This window comes from Pirellulales bacterium, assembly GCA_035499655.1.
In the GTDB taxonomy this organism is placed as follows: domain Bacteria; phylum Planctomycetota; class Planctomycetia; order Pirellulales; family JADZDJ01; genus DATJYL01.
Genome location: DATJYL010000146.1, coordinates 14,710 through 35,863 on the forward strand (window position 1 = coordinate 14,710; position 21,154 = coordinate 35,863).

16 protein-coding genes and 1 tRNA gene are annotated in these 21,154 nt (G+C 58.1%); 10 read left to right on the forward strand and 7 right to left on the reverse strand.

The genetic code is table 11. The features are described from left to right. Positions 1 to 301: 301 nt before the first annotated feature. From VMJ32_10500 to VMJ32_10510, 3 genes are all read right to left on the reverse strand, one after another. A tRNA-Ile gene (locus tag VMJ32_10500) sits at positions 302 to 403 on the reverse strand. A gap of 60 nt (positions 404 to 463) precedes the next feature. After that, on the reverse strand, positions 464 to 1,264 hold the full coding sequence (locus VMJ32_10505) for a hypothetical protein (GenBank protein HTQ39451.1): 801 nt from the start codon (positions 1,262 to 1,264) through the stop codon (positions 464 to 466). 71 nt (positions 1,265 to 1,335) lie between these two features. Further along, positions 1,336 to 1,521: a hypothetical protein gene (locus tag VMJ32_10510; GenBank protein HTQ39452.1), complete on the reverse strand. Its 186-nt coding sequence runs from the start codon at positions 1,519 to 1,521 to the stop codon at positions 1,336 to 1,338. Between VMJ32_10510 and metK the strand changes: the two genes are divergently transcribed. The 3 genes from metK (at position 1,520) to VMJ32_10525 (ending at position 5,278) form a co-directional block, all read left to right on the forward strand. Beyond that, positions 1,520 to 2,665: a methionine adenosyltransferase gene (metK, locus tag VMJ32_10515; GenBank protein ID HTQ39453.1), complete on the forward strand. Its 1,146-nt coding sequence runs from the start codon at positions 1,520 to 1,522 to the stop codon at positions 2,663 to 2,665. The genes VMJ32_10510 and metK overlap by 2 nt on opposite strands. A gap of 42 nt (positions 2,666 to 2,707) precedes the next feature. After that, positions 2,708 to 3,619, forward strand: a complete 912-nt coding sequence (locus VMJ32_10520; protein ID HTQ39454.1) for a hypothetical protein — start codon at positions 2,708 to 2,710, stop codon at positions 3,617 to 3,619. Between the two features lie 237 nt (positions 3,620 to 3,856). Next, a complete protein-coding gene (locus VMJ32_10525) occupies positions 3,857 to 5,278 on the forward strand; it encodes a UTP--glucose-1-phosphate uridylyltransferase (protein ID HTQ39455.1) in 1,422 nt (473 codons plus the stop codon). On the opposite strand, the gene VMJ32_10530 is transcribed toward VMJ32_10525, so the two are convergent. After that, complete coding sequence (locus VMJ32_10530) at positions 5,266 to 5,952, reverse strand: hypothetical protein (GenBank protein ID HTQ39456.1); 687 nt, start codon at positions 5,950 to 5,952, stop codon at positions 5,266 to 5,268. The genes VMJ32_10525 and VMJ32_10530 overlap by 13 nt on opposite strands. An 808-nt stretch (positions 5,953 to 6,760) precedes the next feature. Between VMJ32_10530 and VMJ32_10535 the strand changes: the two genes are divergently transcribed. Further along, positions 6,761 to 8,332, forward strand: a complete 1,572-nt coding sequence (locus VMJ32_10535; GenBank protein ID HTQ39457.1) for a sigma-70 family RNA polymerase sigma factor — start codon at positions 6,761 to 6,763, stop codon at positions 8,330 to 8,332. Between the two features lie 128 nt (positions 8,333 to 8,460). After that, positions 8,461 to 9,627, forward strand: a complete 1,167-nt coding sequence (gene ribD, locus VMJ32_10540; protein ID HTQ39458.1) for a bifunctional diaminohydroxyphosphoribosylaminopyrimidine deaminase/5-amino-6-(5-phosphoribosylamino)uracil reductase RibD — start codon at positions 8,461 to 8,463, stop codon at positions 9,625 to 9,627. Positions 9,628 to 9,999: 372 nt separating this feature from the next. On the opposite strand, the gene VMJ32_10545 is transcribed toward ribD, so the two are convergent. Then, positions 10,000 to 10,311: a type II toxin-antitoxin system RelE/ParE family toxin gene (locus VMJ32_10545; GenBank protein HTQ39459.1), complete on the reverse strand. Its 312-nt coding sequence runs from the start codon at positions 10,309 to 10,311 to the stop codon at positions 10,000 to 10,002. 14 nt (positions 10,312 to 10,325) lie between these two features. After that, complete coding sequence (locus VMJ32_10550; protein HTQ39460.1) at positions 10,326 to 10,559, reverse strand: hypothetical protein; 234 nt, start codon at positions 10,557 to 10,559, stop codon at positions 10,326 to 10,328. Between the two features lie 74 nt (positions 10,560 to 10,633). Here VMJ32_10550 and VMJ32_10555 point away from each other — a divergent pair, with 74 nt between their 5' ends. The 3 genes from VMJ32_10555 to VMJ32_10565 all read left to right on the forward strand — a co-directional run bounded on the left by VMJ32_10555 (position 10,634) and on the right by VMJ32_10565 (position 15,274). After that, positions 10,634 to 11,221 (forward strand): hypothetical protein, encoded by a 588-nt coding sequence (locus tag VMJ32_10555; protein ID HTQ39461.1) that lies wholly within the window; start codon positions 10,634 to 10,636, stop codon positions 11,219 to 11,221. 174 nt (positions 11,222 to 11,395) lie between these two features. Continuing rightward, positions 11,396 to 14,683: a carbamoyl-phosphate synthase large subunit gene (carB, locus tag VMJ32_10560; GenBank protein ID HTQ39462.1), complete on the forward strand. Its 3,288-nt coding sequence runs from the start codon at positions 11,396 to 11,398 to the stop codon at positions 14,681 to 14,683. A 45-nt stretch (positions 14,684 to 14,728) separates the two neighbouring features. Further along, positions 14,729 to 15,274, forward strand: coding sequence for a type 1 glutamine amidotransferase domain-containing protein (locus VMJ32_10565; GenBank protein ID HTQ39463.1), 546 nt, complete (start codon positions 14,729 to 14,731; stop codon positions 15,272 to 15,274). 38 nt (positions 15,275 to 15,312) lie between these two features. Here VMJ32_10565 and VMJ32_10570 read toward each other — a convergent pair whose 3' ends face one another. Next, on the reverse strand, positions 15,313 to 18,480 hold the full coding sequence (locus tag VMJ32_10570) for a hypothetical protein (protein HTQ39464.1): 3,168 nt from the start codon (positions 18,478 to 18,480) through the stop codon (positions 15,313 to 15,315). Between the two features lie 272 nt (positions 18,481 to 18,752). Between VMJ32_10570 and VMJ32_10575 the strand changes: the two genes are divergently transcribed. Next, positions 18,753 to 19,034, forward strand: a complete 282-nt coding sequence (locus tag VMJ32_10575) for a transcriptional regulator (protein HTQ39465.1) — start codon at positions 18,753 to 18,755, stop codon at positions 19,032 to 19,034. A gap of 611 nt (positions 19,035 to 19,645) precedes the next feature. Continuing rightward, a complete protein-coding gene (locus VMJ32_10580) occupies positions 19,646 to 21,097 on the forward strand; it encodes a serine/threonine-protein kinase (GenBank protein HTQ39466.1) in 1,452 nt (483 codons plus the stop codon). Positions 21,098 to 21,154 lie beyond the last annotated feature (57 nt).

Below are 21,154 nucleotides of genomic sequence, written 5' to 3' on the forward strand. Positions count from 1 at the left end.
GCTAGTCGCCGGATTGTTCTTGCCCCGGCCGGATTCGCGTCTGACCGGGGTTTAATTATGTCACTTATTATGGCCATAGAAAGTATCGGTGTCAATGGATTTGTGGGGTTGACTTGCAAATTATTTTGGCCATAATAAGTCGCATGATTGGAAGGCCACCAAAGAAACAAGATCAGTTACAGACCAACATATTGAAGGTCTGCTTGACCGAAGCCGAGCGATCAGAACTTGACAAAGCGGGCGGTGGCAAAACGTCCGTTTGGGCGAGGGAGACGCTGCTACGCGCTGCAAGACGAAAAAACGGCAGGGGTGGGGATCGAACCCACGCCGGGGTACACGATTGAGGTCATGCCCCGGACTGCCGCTTATAAGGCGGCTGCATTGACCGCTCTGCCACCCTGCCGGCATCGCCATTCTGCTGCCGGCGGGGTGGGACAGTCACGCGGTTGGGCCAGAGACAATCTTACGGTTGTCTTTCGCGTTTGAAGTAACGCATGAGAGTTTTGAAGCTAACACCATATTTTGGTTGAAGTTCTTTGCAGGCTGACTGAAGCGGCATGCGTTTAATTAACTTCTGAATATCGTGAATGGCATCGCGTTGTTGCTTATCTGTCAGCAGAACTCGCGTTTTACCGGCCGCAACGGCGCGCTGTTGTAACTTCTTAGCCTTTTTCACCAATCCATCAAATGGTCGCACTCTGATGCGCTCCATAATCTGTCCGAGGGTCACTGCCATTACGGCAAGGTGCTGGTGATCGGCAGATGCCGCTACCAGGTTTCTGACAGCAAAGGCGGCAGCTAAGAATTCAATCAGGTCACGAACATTATCTGGAATATCAGCGTGAATTCTAAATGGCTTAGGCCCTTCGCCTAAATCCAAATATATGGCGTTTTTCGCCGACTTTGCTAGGCTTAAATGACAACGTACTGCGTTCCGTGCGTGTTCTTCAAGCAGATCGAGCTTCAGAATCGCATTCAACAATCCGCCAGATTGCTGCTCAAATGAGCCGACCTCCTCGTCTGTTAGAGAATCTGCGCGTTCTCGTTTATAGATTCCAGCATCGGCGCATTCTTCTGCTGTCGCGTGAAAAGCAAAATAATCAACCATTTTTGCATACCAATCCGCCAAGCTGACCGACCAATGGACATTGGGTATGCTCAACGCCCAAAGGCCAGCCTGTGCGGGGATCAGCCGCGAGCTTGGAACGGAAGGCATTTTAGCGAATAAATCGCGTAATGCCAAAACTGGCAGAAAAAACAACATTGAAAATCACCCACACACTCTTAAGACACTACCGGAGCGATGGACCTGTTGCGGGCTTCATCAAGGCCGTTCTATAATGCAGTGTTACGAGGAAATGGCGCCGTGTGCGCCGCAGCAAACCGTCGATCGCCGGGAGACAACATCGGCTTGGCTCGCGGCAACGGCACGCCGCAGGTGCGTGTTCCAGCAACATCTTTCAGCGAGGTACTTTTCGTGGCATCCGGCAGACATTTATTCACCAGCGAATCCGTGAGCATGGGCCATCCCGACAAATTGGCCGACCAAATTTCCGACGGCGTGCTCGACGCTCTGTTGGCCCACGACCCCCTGAGCCGCGTCGCTTGCGAAACGCTGGTCACCACCGGTCTGTGCATGCTGGCGGGCGAAATCACCAGCAAGGCCGTGGTCGATTTTCAGCAAGTGGCCCGCGATGTCATGCACGATGTGGGCTATCTCGACGCCAAATGGGGCATCGGCTGGGATACCTGCTCCGTGTTGGTGGCGCTCCACAGCCAAAGCCCCGACATTGCGATGGGCGTGAACGAAGATCAATCGAAGGGAAAGGAAATCGGCGCCGGCGACCAAGGGCTGATGTTCGGCTACGCCATCAACGACACCCCCGAGCTGATGCCGCTGCCCATTGCCTTGGCCCACCGCATTACCAACGCTCTGACCGATGCCCGCAAGCGCGGCGTGGTAAAGTGGCTGCGTCCCGACAGCAAAAGCCAGGTGACCGTGGAGTACGAAAACAGCAAGCCGGTGCGAATTGATACCGTCGTGGTCAGTACCCAGCACGACGAACAAGTGCAGCAAAAGGAAATCCGCGACTTTGTCATCAAGCACATCATCGAGCCGTGCCTGCCGCGCGATCTGGCGTCGAATAAAATCACGCATCACGTTAATCCGACGGGCCGTTTCGTGGTGGGCGGTCCGCATGGCGATACAGGGCTCACCGGCCGCAAAATCATCGTCGACAGTTACGGCGGCTGGGGACGTCACGGCGGCGGCGCCTTCAGCGGCAAAGACCCGACCAAAGTTGATCGCAGTGCCGCTTACATGGCCCGGCACGTGGCCAAAAACATCGTGGCGGCCGGGCTGGCCGATCGTTGCGAAGTGCAATTGGCTTACGCTATTGGCGTCTCGCAGCCTGTCAGCGTGCATGTGGATACCGAAGGCACGGGTCGGTTGGACGACGAACGCATTTGCGAATTGGTGCGCGATTTATTTCCGCTTTCGCCCGCCGGTATTATCCAATATCTCGATTTGCGGCGGCCGATTTATCGTAAAACCGCGGCCGGCGGCCACTTTGGCCGGAAGGAAAAGGAATTCACTTGGGAAAGCATTCACCGCGCCGCCGAGTTGGCCGAAGCAGCCGGCATCGGCGCCGCGGCAGTGGCGTAATGTAAGCGGTGGCGTAATGTAAGCGGTGGCGCAAAGCCAATCGTGCAAAAGGAACCACGCCGCTGCTGGGAATGGATTGATTTTTCCAACCACATTTCTACGTCGACGAAAGAAGTCAGCATGGATGCGCCCGTTGGGATGTCGTGTCCCCAGTCGATTTTGCGAACGCCAATTCTGTTGGGCCGCGTTTGGAATCTTGCCGCCTGGGTGCTGTCTGTTTGTTTGGCGCTGGCGGCGGTGTTTTTAATGTCGCGGCGGTGTGTCGGCGCATTGACTGCCCCATTGCCAGCTTTGTTGCTGATTGGTGTGGGGATCGCGGCGACCGCGGTTGCCGTTGCGGTGCATGGGCTGCCTTTAGCGGATGACCGAGTCCGGCTTGCGCCGTTGTCGGCGACAGCGCCGGAATTGTTGGCGATTTTGGCATTGCCCCTTTTTGCCGCGGCGGTCACGTTGTCGGACAGCGACTGGCCCGGCGTGACCCTCTTGTGGATCACGGTCGGCGGCGCGGAACTTGGCTTACTGCGCTGGCGCAGAACCCGGCCGTTTGGCCACGCCCGGTTGTCGTACGGCGGGGCGAATTCGGCGGCGGGGCAACTATCGTTTGGCTCGGCGGAGTTGCTCGATGACATTTCAAGCTTCCCGCCGCCGCCGGATGCCGCCGACGCCACTCAGAAATTGGTCTATCATCGTTCTGCCGCCGGCAAACTTAGCGTCGATGGCTGGCTGCTAACGAACTTTGTCGCCGGCCAGCGGACCGCCCTGGTACATGTGGCTTTCTGTCCGGCGTTTCAACACGTTCCCAGTGTGGAAGCGGAATTGCAGGCCGGCCCGTTGTGCGAAATCCACCCTACGCTGGTGCTTCCCTGGGGAGTAAGATGGGAAGTGAAGCTCGACACGCCGGCCACCGCGCCGTGCAGTGTCAGGCTGGAATTTATCGCCCGCGATGCATCGTAGCAGGCGTTTTGCTTCTCGCACTCCACCATCCAGATTCCACAACTCTGCCCCTGAGCTTTCATCCATGGCACGCTGGCCGAGGCACGTTTGGACCACGATTTATACCTATGCCGTGGTGTTCGTGCTCTTTCCGATCCTCTGTTTTTTGGCTTATGCTTGGGTGCGCGGCTGGCTGTAGCCCCAACAACGTCGAGAGGACGGGCGGAGTGCTAGGGACACCAGAAAGATCGCCTCACGATGAGCACGCAGGCATTTGAAGATCCGAGCGCGTTTGAAGAGCTGTCGCGGCGGCTGGCGTCGCATGGACAACAGCATTTATTGCACTTCTGGCAGGAGTTGAGCCCCGGACATCAACAACGATTGGCGGCGCAACTTCGCGCCGTCGATATTGCCGCCATCGCGGAATTGTTCCGCCATGCCGCCGACCGGAGCGATTGGACAGAACTGGCAGCACGTGCCGATCCGCCGCAAGCCATTCGCTTGAACGACCCGAGTAACAAGTTCTCGGTGGCCGAAGCCCGCAAGGTCGGCGAAAACGCGCTGCGGCGGGGCAAAGTCGGCGCGATTTTGGTGGCCGGCGGCCAGGGAACGCGCTTGGGATTCGACCATCCCAAGGGAATGTATTCAATCGGTCCTGTTTCCAACGCCTCGCTGTTTCAAATCCTGTTCGAGAAACTGCTGGCAGTCAGCCGCCGCTTTGGCGCCACGATTCCGTTGTATGTCATGACCAGCGATGCCACGCATGTGGAAACGGAAGATTATCTCAAAGCCAAGAATTATTTCGGACTGCCGGCCAGCGAGGTCCGCTTGTTTTGCCAGGGTGTCATGCCAGCCGTCGATGCAGCTACAGGGCGAATTCTATTGTCCGCCAAGGGCCATGTCGCTTTGAACCCCGACGGCCACGGCGGCATGCTGGCCGCGCTAGATCGAACCGCTGGTTTGGCGGACATCGAGCGCCGCGGCCTCGCGCAGTTGTTTTACTTCCAGGTTGACAATCCGCTGGTGGAAATGTGCGATCCGGCATTACTCGGCTATCACATCCTTTGCAAATCGGAAATGACAACCCTGGCGATCGCCAAGCACGAACCCTCGGATCGGCTGGGGAACCTCGTCCGCATCGACGGGCAAACCCGCATTATCGAATACAGCGATTTTCCCGATCCCGTTGCCAGCCAGAGAAACCCCGACGGCACGCTGCGGTTTTGGGCCGGCAGCATTGCGATTCATGTGTTTGATGCGGCTTTTTTGAGCCGCGCCAGCCGCGACAGTCAAGCATTGCCCTTTCACGTGGCACGCAAGAAAGTGGCGTTCGTCGACGAGCAAGGAAATCGTGTCGAACCGACCCAGCCCAATGCCATCAAATTTGAACGCTTCATTTTCGATCTGTTGCCGCTGGCTGGGCAATCCATTGCCGTGGAAGGGGCAGCAGCCCATTGGTTCGCCCCGGTAAAAAATCCGCCCGGTGAGCGGAGCGAATCTCCCGACACCTGCCGTGCCGCTCTAATTGCCTTGCACCGCCAATGGTTGACCGCTGCCGGCGCGAACGTGGCCCCCGATGTGCCCGTGGAAATTGGCCCGCTGTTTGCGCTCGATGCCGCGGAACTGCGCGCGAAAATTCCGCCCGGCACGACCATTGACAAACCCACTTATCTGCGCTGAGCGGCAACCGCTCGACGCGGTTTCGCCGCCGGCAAAATCCGGGAGGAACTCGCGAGCAATATGCCGATGATTGCCGCCACGCCGACCAACCACAACTCATCGTTCAACGATCGCCGCCGAAAAATGCGCCCGGCAAGTTCGGTGTTTTTTTCGCCGGCCAACTTGGCTAGGTCGGCCGTCGATTTCGGCGTCAGCGGTTGCGGTCCGGTTCCTTCAAAAGTCGCCAACAGCTTGATGTCGGGCATAAGATGTGGCGGCACGGCGCCTTGTGCCAGCGCCTCGGTGTAACCCGGGATTGATGAAACCACTGGCGCCAGCCGCAGATAGGCCTCCCCCGGCGAAAGTTCCTGAACTTCGCGCCGGATGGCATCTTGGTTGATGGGAATCTCCAAGAGTTGCCGGTCTGTCGTATTGGGCCGCAGCAGGACAATCGCTCCGGCGGCGACGATCGCGATGATGGTGATCGCCACACCCAAAAACGCCACACCCTGTCGCGCACTCCATGCCGGCGTCCGAATTTCCTCTTCTTCCGTGACCGATTCCAACTCGCGAAGACCGCGGATGGAAGGCGCCTCGATATCGTGTCCACAGGTGCATCGTAGCCGCTGCCCGGCTTGCCCCGCAGCTACGGGTATTTTGGAACCGCAATGCGGACACGGAAGAAGGTACTTCATCGGCGAAACGCTACGTCCTCAGCCGCGGTCAGCGGCCCCGGCGCCCCCAAAAGTTGTGAAGCACCAGCGAATATCCAAGCCGCGGAAATTTGGACGCCTGAATTAAGGTTCAAAAACCCATGAGCAGGCCCACGTCCAGCTTAATCGAAGCCATTTCACCACGAAAGTGGCGCAAATTCGCGGCGCCTACAGACTGCACTTCGCGGGCAAACTGTTCAATACGAAACTTGGTTGAGCACCCGGCAATCCAAGCAAGAGACGACTCCATCCGCGATTTTTATGAGGAAAAATCTTTGCGCTCTGGACCGCCGAGTTGCTCCGAATTAAATTGATGTGCTGAACCGGCTGAAAGCTCGCTTCTTGATTAATCGGGACTCTGTCAGGACTGTCAGGATATAGTCGCCCAGGGATTCACTCTTGCGGTCACTTTACAGCACAATGATTGGCCCTCAGCTAGCATGAATCGTATGCAGCATGACACTTGGGTGTTCTGATTTAGGGGGCTACCAAGGCACGCATCAAAGATGTTAATATAAGATGATTGGGTAATATAGATAACTGTGTATCCGTGAAGCCACCATCATTTCTTACCAAATGCTGGCGATTCAAATCGCGGGCAAGACATCGTGGTAGAATATGGTGGAATTTCTTTAATGTTTAGCAAATAATTGTTAGCTTGGGATTGACGCGCTCACATTTTGACTCGTGCCGGATGGTGGCTTGTTTTGATCTCTAATCGACGGAGCGTACTGTTCGGTTCCCGTTCTGGCTCACCCTAATCTTCGTGGTTTAGCTGAGGAGTGCTCTCTTGTACAACACGTTGTTGGATGACCTGGAAGACGATTCAACTTCCGGCCCCGATGAAGCCGTGGAGTTGGTCGACAAGGTGGTTGATGATTCGGATGCGGTGGAAGTTGACGACGATCTATTAGTGGCCGAAGCCCCCGTCGGCGATTTGGACGGCGAGCTCAAGGCCGACGAACTGCTTTCGGTCGATGCCGAAGCCGAAAGCTGGTCGGACGACCCAGTGCGAATGTATCTCACGCAGATGGGCGAAATTCCGCTCCTCACGCGCCATGAGGAAATTGCGCTGGCCAAACGCATCGAAATCACCCGCGCTAAGTTCCGCCGCAAGCTCCTGGAATGCGATTTTGTCATCCAGTACGCCATGCGGATTTTAAATCGTGTTCACGTCGGCGAGTTGCCGTTCGATCGGACCGTGCAAGTCAGCGTGACCGATCGGCTGGAGAAAGATCAAATTCTCGGCCGCCTGCCCCATAATCTAAACACGGTGAACGAACTGCTGCGGCGCAACAAGGTTGACTTCCGCTGTGCCTTCAGTAAATCGGCTAAAATGAGTTCGCGCCGTGAAGCATGGCGCCGCTTGAACCGCCGCCGCAAACGCGCGGTCAAGCTGGTGGAAGAACTCGGCCTGCGAACTCAGCGCATCGAAACCATGATTCGCACCCTGGAAGATTTCACTTGCCGGGCTGCGGAACTGAAGGGGCTGGTCGAGCAGCACAAGCGCGCCAAACTGCCACCGGCCGAGCGGGCCCAATGGATTAAGGAATTTCGCCAAATTTTGCGCTGCACCCAGGAAACGCCCTCCAGCATGCGCAATCGAGTCGCGAAAATCAAAACCATTTACACTCAGTACCAACACGCCAAGCGCGGACTGTCCGAAGGCAACCTGCGGTTGGTGGTCAGCATCGCCAAGAAATACCGCAACCGTGGCCTCAGCTTTTTGGATTTAATCCAGGAAGGCAACGCCGGGTTGATGCGCGCGGTCGATAAGTTCGAATATCGACGCGGATTCAAATTCTGCACCTACGCCACCTGGTGGATTCGCCAGGCCATTACGCGGGCTGTCGCCGATCAAAGCCGCACCATCCGTATTCCCGTCCACATGGTGGAAACCATGTCGCGCGTGCGGAATGTCTCGCGGGAACTGTTGCAGCGGCTGGGCCGCGAACCGACGATTGAGGAAACCGCCCGCGAAGCCGGCACGGCCATTGACGAAACTCGTCGCGTCCTGGCCATGAGCCGTTACCCCATCAGCCTGGATCGTCCGGTCGGCAACAGCGAAGACAGCCACTTCGGCGATTTGCTCCCCGATGGCGACGCGGAAAACCCCGCCGTGGGCGCCGCCCAGGAAATGTTGCGCACCCGCATTAGCAAAGTCCTTAAAACGCTTAGCTACCGCGAGCGCGAAATCATCAAGCTCCGCTACGGTTTGGGCGACGGCTACAGTTACACGTTGGAGGAAGTCGGCCACATTTTCAAGGTCACCCGGGAACGCATTCGCCAAATCGAAGCCAAGGCCGTGCGCAAGCTGCAGCAGCCTAGCCGGGCCCAGGAATTGTTGGGCTTCCTGGATTAGCGCTGCATTCGCTCTTCAGTTCAATATTTACCCGCAGTCGTTTAGCCCCCGGTCGCTTGACCGGGGGCTAATTTATTTATAGACCGAAGATCACCTGAATCGTCCATTCCAGTGCGCCGGCACGTTATATGACTGTAAGTTCCGATCATCGAACTTCGAGTTCTGATTTCGAAGCGGATCCGTTCTTCATGGCCCGCGCGCTGGAATTGGCTGCCCGTGGCCAGGGACACGTGGAGCCCAACCCGATGGTCGGCTGCGTGCTGGTCCGTGATGGCGCCGTGGTCGGCGAGGGTTGGCATCAAAAATTCGGCGGCCCGCATGCGGAAGTCGCTGCGTTAAACATTGCCGGTCCACGGGCGAAAGGCGCAACCGCTTATGTCACGTTGGAGCCGTGCTGCCATCACGGCAAAACGCCGCCGTGTACGCAAGCGCTGATCGCCGCTGGCATTGCTAGGCTGGTTTGCGCCCAGCGCGATCCGTTTGAATCGGTCAGTGGCCGCGGGATTGCTGAATTACAAGCAGCGGGAATCGAAGTCGAAGTCGGCCTGATGGAAACAGAAGCCCGGCGGCTGAACGCGCCGTATTTGAAATTGGTCACCAGCGGCCGGCCGTGGATTATCGCCAAATGGGCCATGACACTGGACGGGAAAATCGCCACCGCCGCCGGCGACAGTCGCTGGATTTCCGGCGAAGCATCGCGCGCCATCGTGCAGCAGTTGCGTGGCCGTGTCGATGGCATTCTCATCGGCAGCGGAACGGCGAAAATGGACGATCCGCTGTTGATCGCCCGCCCAGCCGGTCCGCGCGTGGCCACGCGCATTATTGCCGACAGCCGTGCTACCCTGTCGCCGGAAAGCCAACTGGTGCAAACCGCCCGCGATGCGCCGGTGTTAGTGGCCGTGGGAGGAAATGCGCCGCAGGAAAACATCGCCCGTTTAACCGCTGCCGGTTGTGAGGTGGTTGCCTGCAGCGATTTAGCCGCTGGGCTTGCCCAGCGCTCCGAAGAACCATCCGTCTCCATTCCCGCACTGCTCGACGAACTCGGCCGCCGCCGCATGACCAACGTCCTTGTCGAAGGGGGCAGCAAATTGCTCGGCGCCCTGTTCGACGCCGGCGCGATTGACGAGGTGCACGTGTTCCTCGCTCCCAAACTCATCGGCGGCGCAGGCGCTCCCTCCCCCATTGCCGGCACAGGCCTAGAAAAAATCGCCGCCGCACTGCAACTGGCCGACATCGAACTCCGCCACGTCGGCGACGATATCTATCTCCATGGCCGACCTCCTGTCAAATCCTAATCTGCCAAAGAGGAAAAATGGTCTCAATGACCTATGGCGATATAGTCCCCTCGCCGCATTTTCGTTTTGTGCTCTTTGGAGTTCCGGGTGGATTGTTTACGCGATAATCTCAATTTCAACCGGCTGCTCCGCGTGGACGAAAGCGAGGGGACCGATTGTTACGAGGGCCAACAATCCATTTGGCTTCTGGAGCAGGGTGTCGTTCGCCATCCTGATTGGCTCATTGGGCGCTAGTTACACCATTTTTAAGACAGTCCAACAATTTAGAAACCGTAAGCCCCAAATTGATGAGCGCAATGAGTTCCCTAAAATGCGGTCAATGACCTGCATACAACTGCCGCTTGAAGGCCGTTGGCTTCGACACATTGCCCTTTACAGCAACTCGGAAGGCAAATCAGTTTGCGCCAAATGCCGAATTGCGATCACGTAAACCGTATCCTCGCGAATTTCAAATACGGCCCGATGCGTCGCCCGCGCGCCAATTCCATACAGGAGCTGGCGCACGGTATAAGGCAAATCGTAAAGATCGTTTTCTCGAGCGAGGGGATGCCGCTCGGGATCGTTGCTTAATTGCGCCAGCGACTGTTCAAAGCCATCTAGCCAGCGAGCAGCCTGCTCGGCACTGCGATGCGTCGCCCACCAGCGAGCAGCGTCGACCAATTGCAACTTCGCCCTTGAAGTCACGAATACCTGGTACTTCATCCCAGGCCCAATTGCTGGCGCACGTCAGCGAATGAGTCGGTCAACGGAGCAACCTTGTTGTTATCGATATCCGCGTGGCTCTGGCGAATGTCTGCGAGTGTTTCCTCTTGCTCGCGGCGCTGGGCTTCCCATTGGCCTGCGAGGTCAACCAACGAATCGACTTTGCCGTGTTCCAACTTTTCGTCGACAAAGCGAGTGAAATCACGCAGATCGTCTTTGGTCACGTTCATCAGGGTTTCTCCGCCTATGATTATACCACAAATTCCCGAAGGCCGCGAAGCTGAAACACAACCACGACGGCCGCTTGAAGGCAGGCCGGCAGATCGTGATACGCTTGCAAAATTATGTATACGGGGGCTACACTTATATCGTTACGGCAACGCCTCATAAGGAGAAACCAATGCTCGGAATAATTTCCGGATTGTTCCCATCGCGGCGGTTTTCGCTGGCGAGACTTTTAACCGTCGCTTTGTTTTTAGCGCCGCCACTGTTGGGATTGAGAATCGCGGTGAAGCATTCTGGCGGCAGTTCTCCCGAAGCAGTAAGCGGTTTTGGCATTTATGTGTTTGGTTTTGCTTTTGCATTCGCGATGACGTTCATTTCCTATAGTCGCCGGCTCCGTGCAAATACGTCTCATATTAGCATGTCATTTTGGTGGTGCTTGTCACACGGAGTACTTTTCAGCGTCGTGGGTTACTCGCTGTTTTTTATCCCGATTGTGATCAAAATGTGGATGAATGCTGGGCACGCGCTGGAAATGCTTGGATATTTTCTGCTGGTCATCACCGTGCCATCTCCCGTTATCGGTGCAGCGGCCGGCGGAATTCTAGGATTCTTTCTGGCTGAGGGCGGAAATAAGCCGTTGCCGACTGTGCGTTCTTCCGCCGCTTGAAGGTGTGCCGCCGGACGTGATAAACTCGTGAGATTCTACTGCGGCAGCAACCTAGCTAGGATCGTGTATTGTGCCCCTGCTACGCGCCTGAACAAAAATGTAATGGCCGCTGTCCTCAGCGGCTGGAGACAGCCGCTGCTACATCTGCGGTCTAATCAACTATAGGAAACCACCGTGCCCCGCCGAAACGATCTTCATAAAATTCTGCTCATTGGTTCCGGGCCCATCGTCATTGGGCAGGCGTGCGAGTTCGACTATTCCGGCACGCAGGCCTGCAAAGCGCTGCGTGAGGAAGGGTACGAAGTGGTGCTGGTCAATTCCAATCCAGCCACCATCATGACCGATCCCAGCACGGCCGACCGCACGTACATCGAGCCGCTCACCTGGGAAATGGTCGCCAAGGTCATCGAGCACGAACGGCCTGATGCACTGCTACCGACGCTCGGCGGCCAAACCGGTTTGAACCTGGCAATGGATCTGGTCAAGCATGGCGTGCTGGAAAAATTCGGCGTGGAAATGATCGGCGCCAATGCCCACGTCATCGCCAAAGCCGAAGATCGCGAGCTGTTCAAGCAGGCCATGCTCAAAATCGGCCTCGATATTTGCCTCGGCCAAACGGTCCACTCAGTGGACGAAGCCCGCGAGGCTGTTAAGGAAATTGGCCTGCCGTGTGTCATTCGTCCTAGCTTTACCCTCGGCGGCTCCGGCGGTGGCTTTGCCTACAACCGCGAAGAGTTCGACACCATCATCCGCCGCGGCCTCGATCTATCGCCGGTTCATGAAGTGCTCATCGAAGAAAGCATTCTCGGCTGGAAAGAATACGAAATGGAAGTCATGCGCGACGCCGACGATAACGTCGTCATCATCTGCTCCATCGAAAATTTCGACCCCATGGGCGTGCACACGGGCGATTCCATCACGGTCGCCCCTGCTCAAACGCTGACCGACAAGGAATACCAGCGCATGCGCGACGCCTCGATGGCGGTGATTCGCGAAATTGGCGTGGAAACCGGCGGCTCCAACATTCAATTTGCCATTCATCCGAAAAACGGCCGCATGGTCGTCATCGAAATGAATCCGCGCGTCAGCCGCTCTAGCGCTTTGGCGAGCAAAGCCACGGGTTTTCCCATCGCGAAAATTGCCGCCAAGCTGGCCGTGGGCTACCGCCTGCACGAGCTGCCCAACGACATCACGCGCGAAACGATGGCCTGTTTCGAGCCGACCATCGATTATGTGGTCACCAAAATTCCCCGCTTCGCCTTTGAAAAATTCCCCGAGGCTGACGCCCGCCTAACCACGCAAATGAAAAGCGTGGGCGAAACTATGGCCATCGGCCGCACGTTCAAGGAATCGTTTCAAAAAGCACTGCGTGGCCTGGAAGTCGGCAGCTTCGGCTTCGGCTGCGACAGCAAAGACCTATGGGATACGCCGCTCGCGCCCAGCCGCGACGAAATTCGCGCCAAGCTGGCGGTGCCCAATGCTGACCGCATTTGGTATGTCCGCTACGCCTTCAAAGACGGCATGAGCGTGGAGGAAATTCACGATCTCACTTACATCGACCCGTGGTTTCTCGACCAGCTCCAGCAAATTATCGAACTGGAAAACGAAATCCGCGCTGTCTCTTCGCTCGACAAACTTAGCGACTCGCTGTTCCGCCGCGCCAAGCAATTCGGCTTTTCCGATCGCCAGCTTGCCACACTGCTGTACACCACGGAAATGGAAGTCCGCGCCGACCGCAAGCGCCGCGGCATCGTGGCCACGTTCAAATCGGTCGACACCTGCGCCGCCGAGTTCGAAGCCTATACGCCGTATTATTACTCGACCTACGAATCCGAGGACGAAGTACCCGTCAAGCCCGCCGGCGGCAAACGCATTATGATTCTCGGCGGCGGCCCCAACCGCATTGGCCAGGGCATCGAGTTCGACTACTGCTGCTGCCACGCCAGTTTTGCTTTGCGAGAACTCGGCATCGAAAGCGTGATGGTCAACTCCAACCCGGAAACCGTCAGCACCGATTACGACACCAGCGATTTGCTCTTCTTCGAGCCGCTGACGGCCGAAGACGTGCTGAACATTTGCGACCGCGTCCAGCCCGACGGCGTCATTGTGCAATTTGGCGGTCAAACGCCGCTGAATTTATCTCGCGCGCTCGCCACCGCCGGTGTGCCCATTATCGGCACCAGCGTCGACACCATCGAAGATGCCGAAGACCGCGAAAAATTCCAGCGTCTTCTGCAGCGCCTCGGCCTTCGCCAACCCGCCAATGGCATCGCCCGCACGATGGACCAAGCCCGGGTGGAAGCGGCGCGCATCGGCTATCCGAATCTCGTGCGCCCCAGTTTCGTGCTGGGCGGCCGGGCGATGGAAATTTGCTACGATCAATCGCAGCTCGAACGCTTTGTGGCCGAGGCCTTTGTCGTTTCGCAAGGGCAGCCGGTGCTAATCGACCGTTTCCTGGAAGACGCCATTGAAGTCGATGTCGACGCCATTGGCGACGGCCAGCGGGTCATCGTCGCCGGCATTATGGAACACATCGAAGAAGCCGGCGTCCACTCCGGCGATTCCGCCTGCGCCTTGCCGCCTTACAGTTTAACCGGCCCCATTTTGCAGGAAATTCGCGAGGCCACCGCGGCGCTGGCCAAAAGTTTGCGCGTCGTCGGACTCATGAATGTGCAGTACGCCATCAAGCGCGCAGAAGGCCGCCAGGTATTGTACGTGCTGGAAGTGAATCCCCGCGCCAGCCGTACGGTGCCGTTTGTCGCCAAAGCCACCGGCCTGCCCGTGGCCGGTGTCGCCGCCAAAGTCATGGCCGGCATTTCGCTGGCGGAACAGGGTGTCACGAGCGAGCCCATCCCTGCCCAAGTTTCCGTGAAGGAAAGCGTGTTTCCGTTCGTCAAATTCGCCGGCGTCGATATTGTCCTCGGTCCCGAAATGCGCTCCACCGGCGAAGTGATGGGCGTCAGCGAAAATTTCCCCATCGCCTTCGCCAAAAGCCAACTGGCGGCAGGCGTGGTTCTGCCGCGTGATGGCAGCATTTTTATCAGCGTGGCTTCGCCCGCGCAAAAGGAACACATGGTCGATGTCGCTCGCCGACTGGTCGCGCTGGGTTACACGCTGCTGGCCACGACGAACACCGCCGCTAGGTTTGCTGAAGCCGGCATTGCGGTCGAGCCGGTGAAAAAGCTGCAGGAAGGGCATCCGAATTTGCTCGACCATTTGAAAAATGGCGCCGTCAAGTTGATTATGAACACGCCCCGCGGCAAAGGCGCCCGCACCGACGAGGGCCGCATCCGCGCCGCCGCCGTGCAGGCTGGCATTCCCTGCGTCACCACCATTCCCGCCGCCGACGCCTGCGTCCGCGCCATGGAAGCCCTCCGCGAAGGCGACATGGCTGTACAGGCCATCCAAGACCGGCTTCCCGACCGGACCCCGATGCCACAAACGACCGGCGTCCAAAGGTAGAGCATTTTTAGCATCGCCCACAAGCCCCATTCCCCCCTCGAAGCCATGTCCCACGATCGACCCTTAGCCGGCAAAAGATTTCTGATTTTCGTCGACGATGTTTACGAAGATTTGGAGCTGTGGTATCCCAAACTGCGACTCATCGAAGCAGGCGCCGACGTGCTTACCGCCGGGCCCAAAGCTCGGCATTGGTACACTGGCAAACACGGTTACCCGTGTATGTCCGATGCCGCGATTGCCGAAGCGGAAGTGCGCGCCGCCAATTTTGACGGGCTCGTGATTCCCGGCGGGTTTATGCCCGACAAGCTGCGCCGCGACCCCAAGGTGTTGCAGCTAGTCCGCGATTTTGCCGCAGCGGGAAAATTGGTGGCCGCCATTTGCCACGGCGGCTGGATTCCCATTTCGGCCGGCGTGTACCGGGGGGTGCGAGTGACCGGTTCGCTGGGCATTAAGGATGATTTAGCCAACGCCGGCGCCTTATGGGAAGATGCATCCGTGGTCATCGACCGCCACTTCGTGTCCAGCCGCAAACCGGACGATCTGCCCGATTTTTGCCGCGGTATTTTGCAAGTCATGACGGGGAAGAAATAGAACCATACCGATCCGGCCGGAACCAGCGACCAGTCGCCTTATCTACGCGGTGCGAAATTCGGGTTTGGCCAGCCCAGCGAAGTGAAACTTGCCGGCGCGGCCATGTCGGCGCGGCGGATTGGACGGATGGAAAGTTCGTCGATCCACGCTTCCCCCACGCCGCTCAGCGCGAACGTAACGGTCAGGTTGTCGGCGTGCGCGGCGGCGCGGTACATCACAAATTCGCGCCAGCCGTCGGTTTGCGTGATCCGCTGTGCCAGCGCTTCGCCGCCCAGCGAATCGAGAATCATCAGGCCGTCCACGCTGCCGACAATCGTTCGCGGCACGCGCACCTGACCACGAATGCACACGATGTCGCCCGCATTCACCCGAACCGGCGCGCTGGTCACCCACAGCGGCGGCGATTCGACCAAGGTGGCGGCTAAATCGGCGGGTTTTTCCGTCTTCACGCTTTGCACTTGCAGGTGCAGGCTGTGCCGGTCGGCATAAGGGGCCAGGGGCGAAAGCTCGACAGAAGTTTGCAAATCGGGCGGGGCGTGCTCGAAGTGTTGCCAACCAGCCTGAAGCATGGTTTGCAAATTCTCGAAATCACCACCAATCAAAACGTTTTCGCCAGGTGGACCACGCGTGGTCGAAGCCGCAAAGTTGATTTGCTCCGGCAGCGTGTTGAAGCTCACCGCCAACGGACTGGAAACGGGCGATGGCAGAGGCTTGATGGCCTGCTCCCAGGTTTCCCGCTTCCAATGTTCCAGCGGATAGGCGGCGTTGCGGGCAGTCAAATACGCCTGCGCATATTGCCCTGCTGACAGAAATGCATCGGCCTGTTGCAAGCCCGCCTGGGCGGTAGCCAGCGGCGTAGAAGCCGAGTGGAATTGCGTTTGGCCCGCCAAACGCCCGGCCACGGCGGCGGTTTGTTCCAGCATGGCGGCCGTCAGCGTTCGCTGCAGTTGAGCGGCCCGGGGCGCCAGTTCCGTCGTGCGGCGCTGCAGGGCGTTTTCCACCGCCGGATCGGCGGTGATCAGCACCAGCGACGTGAGCAGAAAATCTTCGATGGCGATGGCCGTGCCCCCGCTCACCCGCTGGCAACGAAGTGGCCGTAGCCCGGCGGGCGTGATCTCATAAACCCGGTAATCTTCCGGCACACCAGGCACGACCAGCGTTGTCACGGTGCCTTGCGTCGGCTTAGCGATTCCCGGAAACAACGGATTGCGATTCGCCGATGGCATGTACGTTTGATCGCCCACGGTGTCTTGCATGCCGGAACCGGTTGGATCACGCCGCAGCAATTTGCTGTCGTCCTTAAGTGCCGCGTTACCGTCCTGTCGATCTGATGTTTTACCGTTGAAGTTGCTCGATCCGGTGCCGCCCGGGGTTGGCAATCCGGTTCCGCCCGTATCGGGCGCTGGCACGTACTGCGACGAGTTGGGTAAGCGCATGGCCACGACCAGCCGGGCTTTGTCGGCGTTGAGGACCACGGAGCTGATGTTTGGATCGTTCGAGGTGGCAGAGGTAACGTAATTTCCCGCCGCGCCCCAGGGCGAAATCAAATCCAATTCCAAGTTCAACAGCGCCAGCGAAGCGGCGCGGAGTCGAGTGAAATTGTCGCCCGAATCGAGCCGCGAGCGGGAAGCGAATTCGAGGCCGCGCATCCCGGAGCAAAATGCCAAGTACGCCGTCAGCCGTAATGAATCGACGTCGATCGTCGGCACCGGCGCCGACGCGGGCTGGCCCGAGCCAAAAAATGCCGCCGCTTCATCGACCACGGCCGGCTCAGCCTCGGTCTGCACAACCGCCCACAACGGCACGCCCGGACGAGCCAATCGCGGCCGTTGACTTAACCAGGCGCCGTAATCTTTCAGTTCCAAACTTGTGTCCAGCGTCGGGCGCGATTCGGAAAGCACATCCACCTGGCGACTGTAGGCCAGCGATTCTTCTTCCGGACTGCATACCAGCGGTCGCCGTAGTTGACGATCAGCCAAACGTAATTGCCTGGCCAGCGCGGCGGCGCCGGGCAGCTCGCGGGCGGCCAACCCGCTGCCCAAGTGCCACGCCAGCACGGGTGCAAAGGCGGGGGTGATGGGGGCCAGTTGAATTTCTCCTGGCCCAGTTTGCAGATTGGCGTTTTGATCGACCAGCGGCGGCGGTCCAATCAATAGCATGCCTGTGCGCTGGGCTTCCGCTAACATTTCATTGGTAATGGGACCCGTCGTGCGAACGACGTTGAAACCTTCCTGCTTCAACCATTCCAACGGTTCGCCTTGCGATTGGATGATCCGCGGAAACATCGGCTTGCCGTCTACCAGGAGGAGCGATCCGTTAATGACTACTTGCCGCGGGGCGAAGGAATTGTCGCCCACGGGCACGTTGGCCGGAGCTGCCGGATCAAACTGCGTAGTCCCTCCGCTCGGGGCGAACGCAGGCCCGCCGTTGCCGTTCGCTGTGATGGGTGGGCCGCCGGCGGACGCATTTGAAAAATTCATCTCCGGCATTGCCGGACTGAGATTGCGCGGATTGCCTGCCGACGCCATGGTCGCGGGCTGATTGCTCCTCTCATACGGCACCACGCCGGCGATTGCCAGGTCGTCGATGTTGACGATGGTTTGTCCCGGTCCGCCGTACACGTTGAGCAACAATTGATCGACATACGCTTCGCGGGCATCGACTTGCGGCCCCATTTGTGCCCGCAATGCGCGCACCTCGCGGTTGAGCAACTGCGGCGTATCGCTCAGGGCCAGTTGCTGCCACATGCCGACGGAATTGTAACTGCTGCCGCTGAGCAGGGCCGAGGCGGGCTGTCCGCTGCGCGGGTCCGTCGTGTGCGGCAATATGACACGGGCCAATAACTGGATGCCCGGCCGATTGGCCTTGACCCATACGCTGGGGGAAAGTTCGGCCACAATTCGCGCCGTCCCCATTTCGTGCGTGAAGTACACATACGTGCCGGCGCCGGCGGAAATTTGGAGCAATTCGGAGCGCTGTCCGGAGTGCGGGTCGGCAGTGATGCGTGCGTGGCTTTCCAGCCGGTATTGCACATCGGCATCGCCCGGTCGCCAAGTGATTTCGCCACTTTCAAAATCGTCGCCGATTGCAGCCAGCGCCGGTCTGCCCTGCGCCGCTGCCAGCACATTGCCAAAAAGGAACATGCAGCCCACGAGAAATCGCGGCTTCAGCAGGCAATCGAAAGCACTTTCTCTGCGGCCAGCCATTGCACATCCATGCGCAATTACAGGGTGAACCAAAATTACAACGTACCCAAGGCGGGAGCTTCCTCAGCGTAACATGGCCTTGTATCAAGATTTACGAACTGTTTCCAGATTGGCTGGGGTGTTTGGTAAACTGCGGCCGCCCAATTGCTATCGCCGTGCAAAATTTGTAACTTGTTTTTTAGCAGCGATTTATGGCGAAAACGAAATCGCCGCCATCGACCTGGCACACCGTCTGCTTAAAGGCTGTTGCAACCACCCAGGAGACTAATCGCATGAGCCAGTCGACCCGTCTCGCAAAAAGTACTAGTGACGAACTGCCCGCCGACCTTGTGGAATTGGTTTCCCAGGCTTTGAAATTGCCGGAAGACTCTCGAGCCCCTCTGCAGCAAGCGCTAAACCGTGTTGTAGAAAGCACAAAGCGTCGCCGCCGCATTCTGACGCTCGTGCAAGATGCGCTGGGCCAACTGCGGCTGGATATGAAATACATGATGTTCGATCTGGAAGCGACCCGCCGGGAACGGGACGAATACCGTCGCCAAGTGGAAGGAAAGTAGGAGGCTTTTTTCCGCTGATTTTGCGGAATTTTTTGGCCTGATTTTGTGGAATTTCGCCCTCGCGGCCAGCCCCTTCGCAGATTCAAACTCCAAGCCGCCCAGCGATTTGCGCTTGGCACACAGCCTGTTGGAAACGGCGCCGCATGATTGCGGCCTCTGCCAACCCAGGATAGGATAAAATGGTCGAAGGCCGTATGACGTTTGCCGCCTGCGCTACGATTCTGTCCGGCGCTGTGGCATCACCACATGGTCTACGATTGCGGTGACGTCGTGAACCGGGAAGAGGAATGCTTGTCCGCCGGCTGAAGAATGGCCACGCGGAAAGGCCGCTCGGCACGCGATCATGAGAGTAGGACATCTGTGAGCATGCTCGTTCCGTGCCCAACGCATCGTGGCATGATCGCAGAATCCTGTCGATCGCTTACGCGCGATTGTGCCTTCACACGTCGCTACACAATTTCCGTGGTTGGTTCGCCAGGTGATGGTTCGTCAGGGCACGACGCGAACATTTCCCCCGCGTTTTGCCTGGAGGAATTGATGACGGATGGGGCCGATGGTTCATCGGGCCACAGAAACAATCCGGTGACTTGTTGAAGGCTAGCTGATTTGCCATGCCCGAGTGGACCGCCGAACAAATTGCTCAAGCGGCGTTCGATCGTGATTTGATCGACGAGCAGCAGTTCCGTCAGGTTCTGGCGGAATCCGGCAGCCTTGACTGCGACCCGGAGCAAGCCAAGCAGGCCATGGTGCGGCGCGGGCTGCTGACCAATTACCAACTGGAAAAGCTGCTCCGCGGCGACCGCACCGGCTTCTTCTATGGCAAATACAAATCGTTGTATTTGATCGGCCGCGGCACTTTCGCCCGAGTGTTTCGCGCAGTGCACCGCGACACAGGCGAGGTCCGCGCCGTAAAGGTGCTGCGGAACACCCATTTCGTTGATCCAGAAAAGCGCGAGCAGTTTCTGCGCGAAGGCGAAATGGGCTGCACGCTGCGGCATCCCAACATTGTGCCCATTTACGAAGCGGTTTCCGACTCCGCCAAGTGTTACATCGTGATGGAGTTTATCGAAGGCCGCAATCTCCGTGAAGACCTCAAAGTTCACACGCGGTTCGATGTCGCCAAGGCCATCCGCATCACCATCGATATTTGTCGCGGACTCGATTACGCCTTTCAGCGCGGCATTTCGCACAAAGATTTGAAAACGTCCAACGTGTTGCTTTCCAGCATGGGGCAAGCCAAGCTGCTTGATTTCGGCCTGGCGGGCGCCGACCCCAACTCCAGCGACGCCGAATTGGCCAAATTGGAAAATCCCCGCACCATCGATTACGCGGCCTTGGAACGCAGCACGGGAGTCCGCAAGGACGACATGCGCAGCGACATCTTTTTTCTCGGTTGCATTTTGTACAACATGCTGTCGGGCAAACCGGCGCTGGAAGAAACTCAGGACCGTTTGGCGCGGCTCAGCCGCAACCGGTTCGACGCCTTGGTCCCCATTGCCACGTTAATGCCGGAGTTGCCGGGCGACGTGGTAGCCGTGGTCAATAAATCGGCTCAGTTTTATCCCGATTTGCGCTACCAAACACCGGCCGAAATGCTCCGCGATTTGAAAAAAATCACCAGCCGAGAATCGGTTAACGGCAACGGCAAGGCGGCGGAAACAGGCTCTTTGCCGGGCAAGCAGCGCACGCTGATGATTGTCGAGCCAAATTTCCAGGCTCAGGAAGCGCTGCGAAATCATTTCAAGCAAAAGGGGTTCCGAGTCCTGGTAACCAGCGATCCTTTGCGACCGGCAAGTTTGTTCACCGACGACCATCAACCGGCCGATTGTGTCATTTTCAGCACCTCAAATCTCGGCGACGAGGCCCTCCAAGCCTTCAACGATTTTGGCGACCAGCCCACCACAAAATCGGTCCCGGCCATTTTATTGTTGGGCCCCAAACACCAAGAAATGGCCGCCCAGGCCCACACCAACGACTGGCGCGCCACCGTCGCCACGCCGATTAAAATGAAACGCCTCCTGGCCCTGTTCGATCAAATGATGCCGGCGGCGAGGGAAGCGTGAACATTACCCTCGGCTTACCCCACGCTGCGGCATGCTAAACCGCTAGCGGTTTAGCAG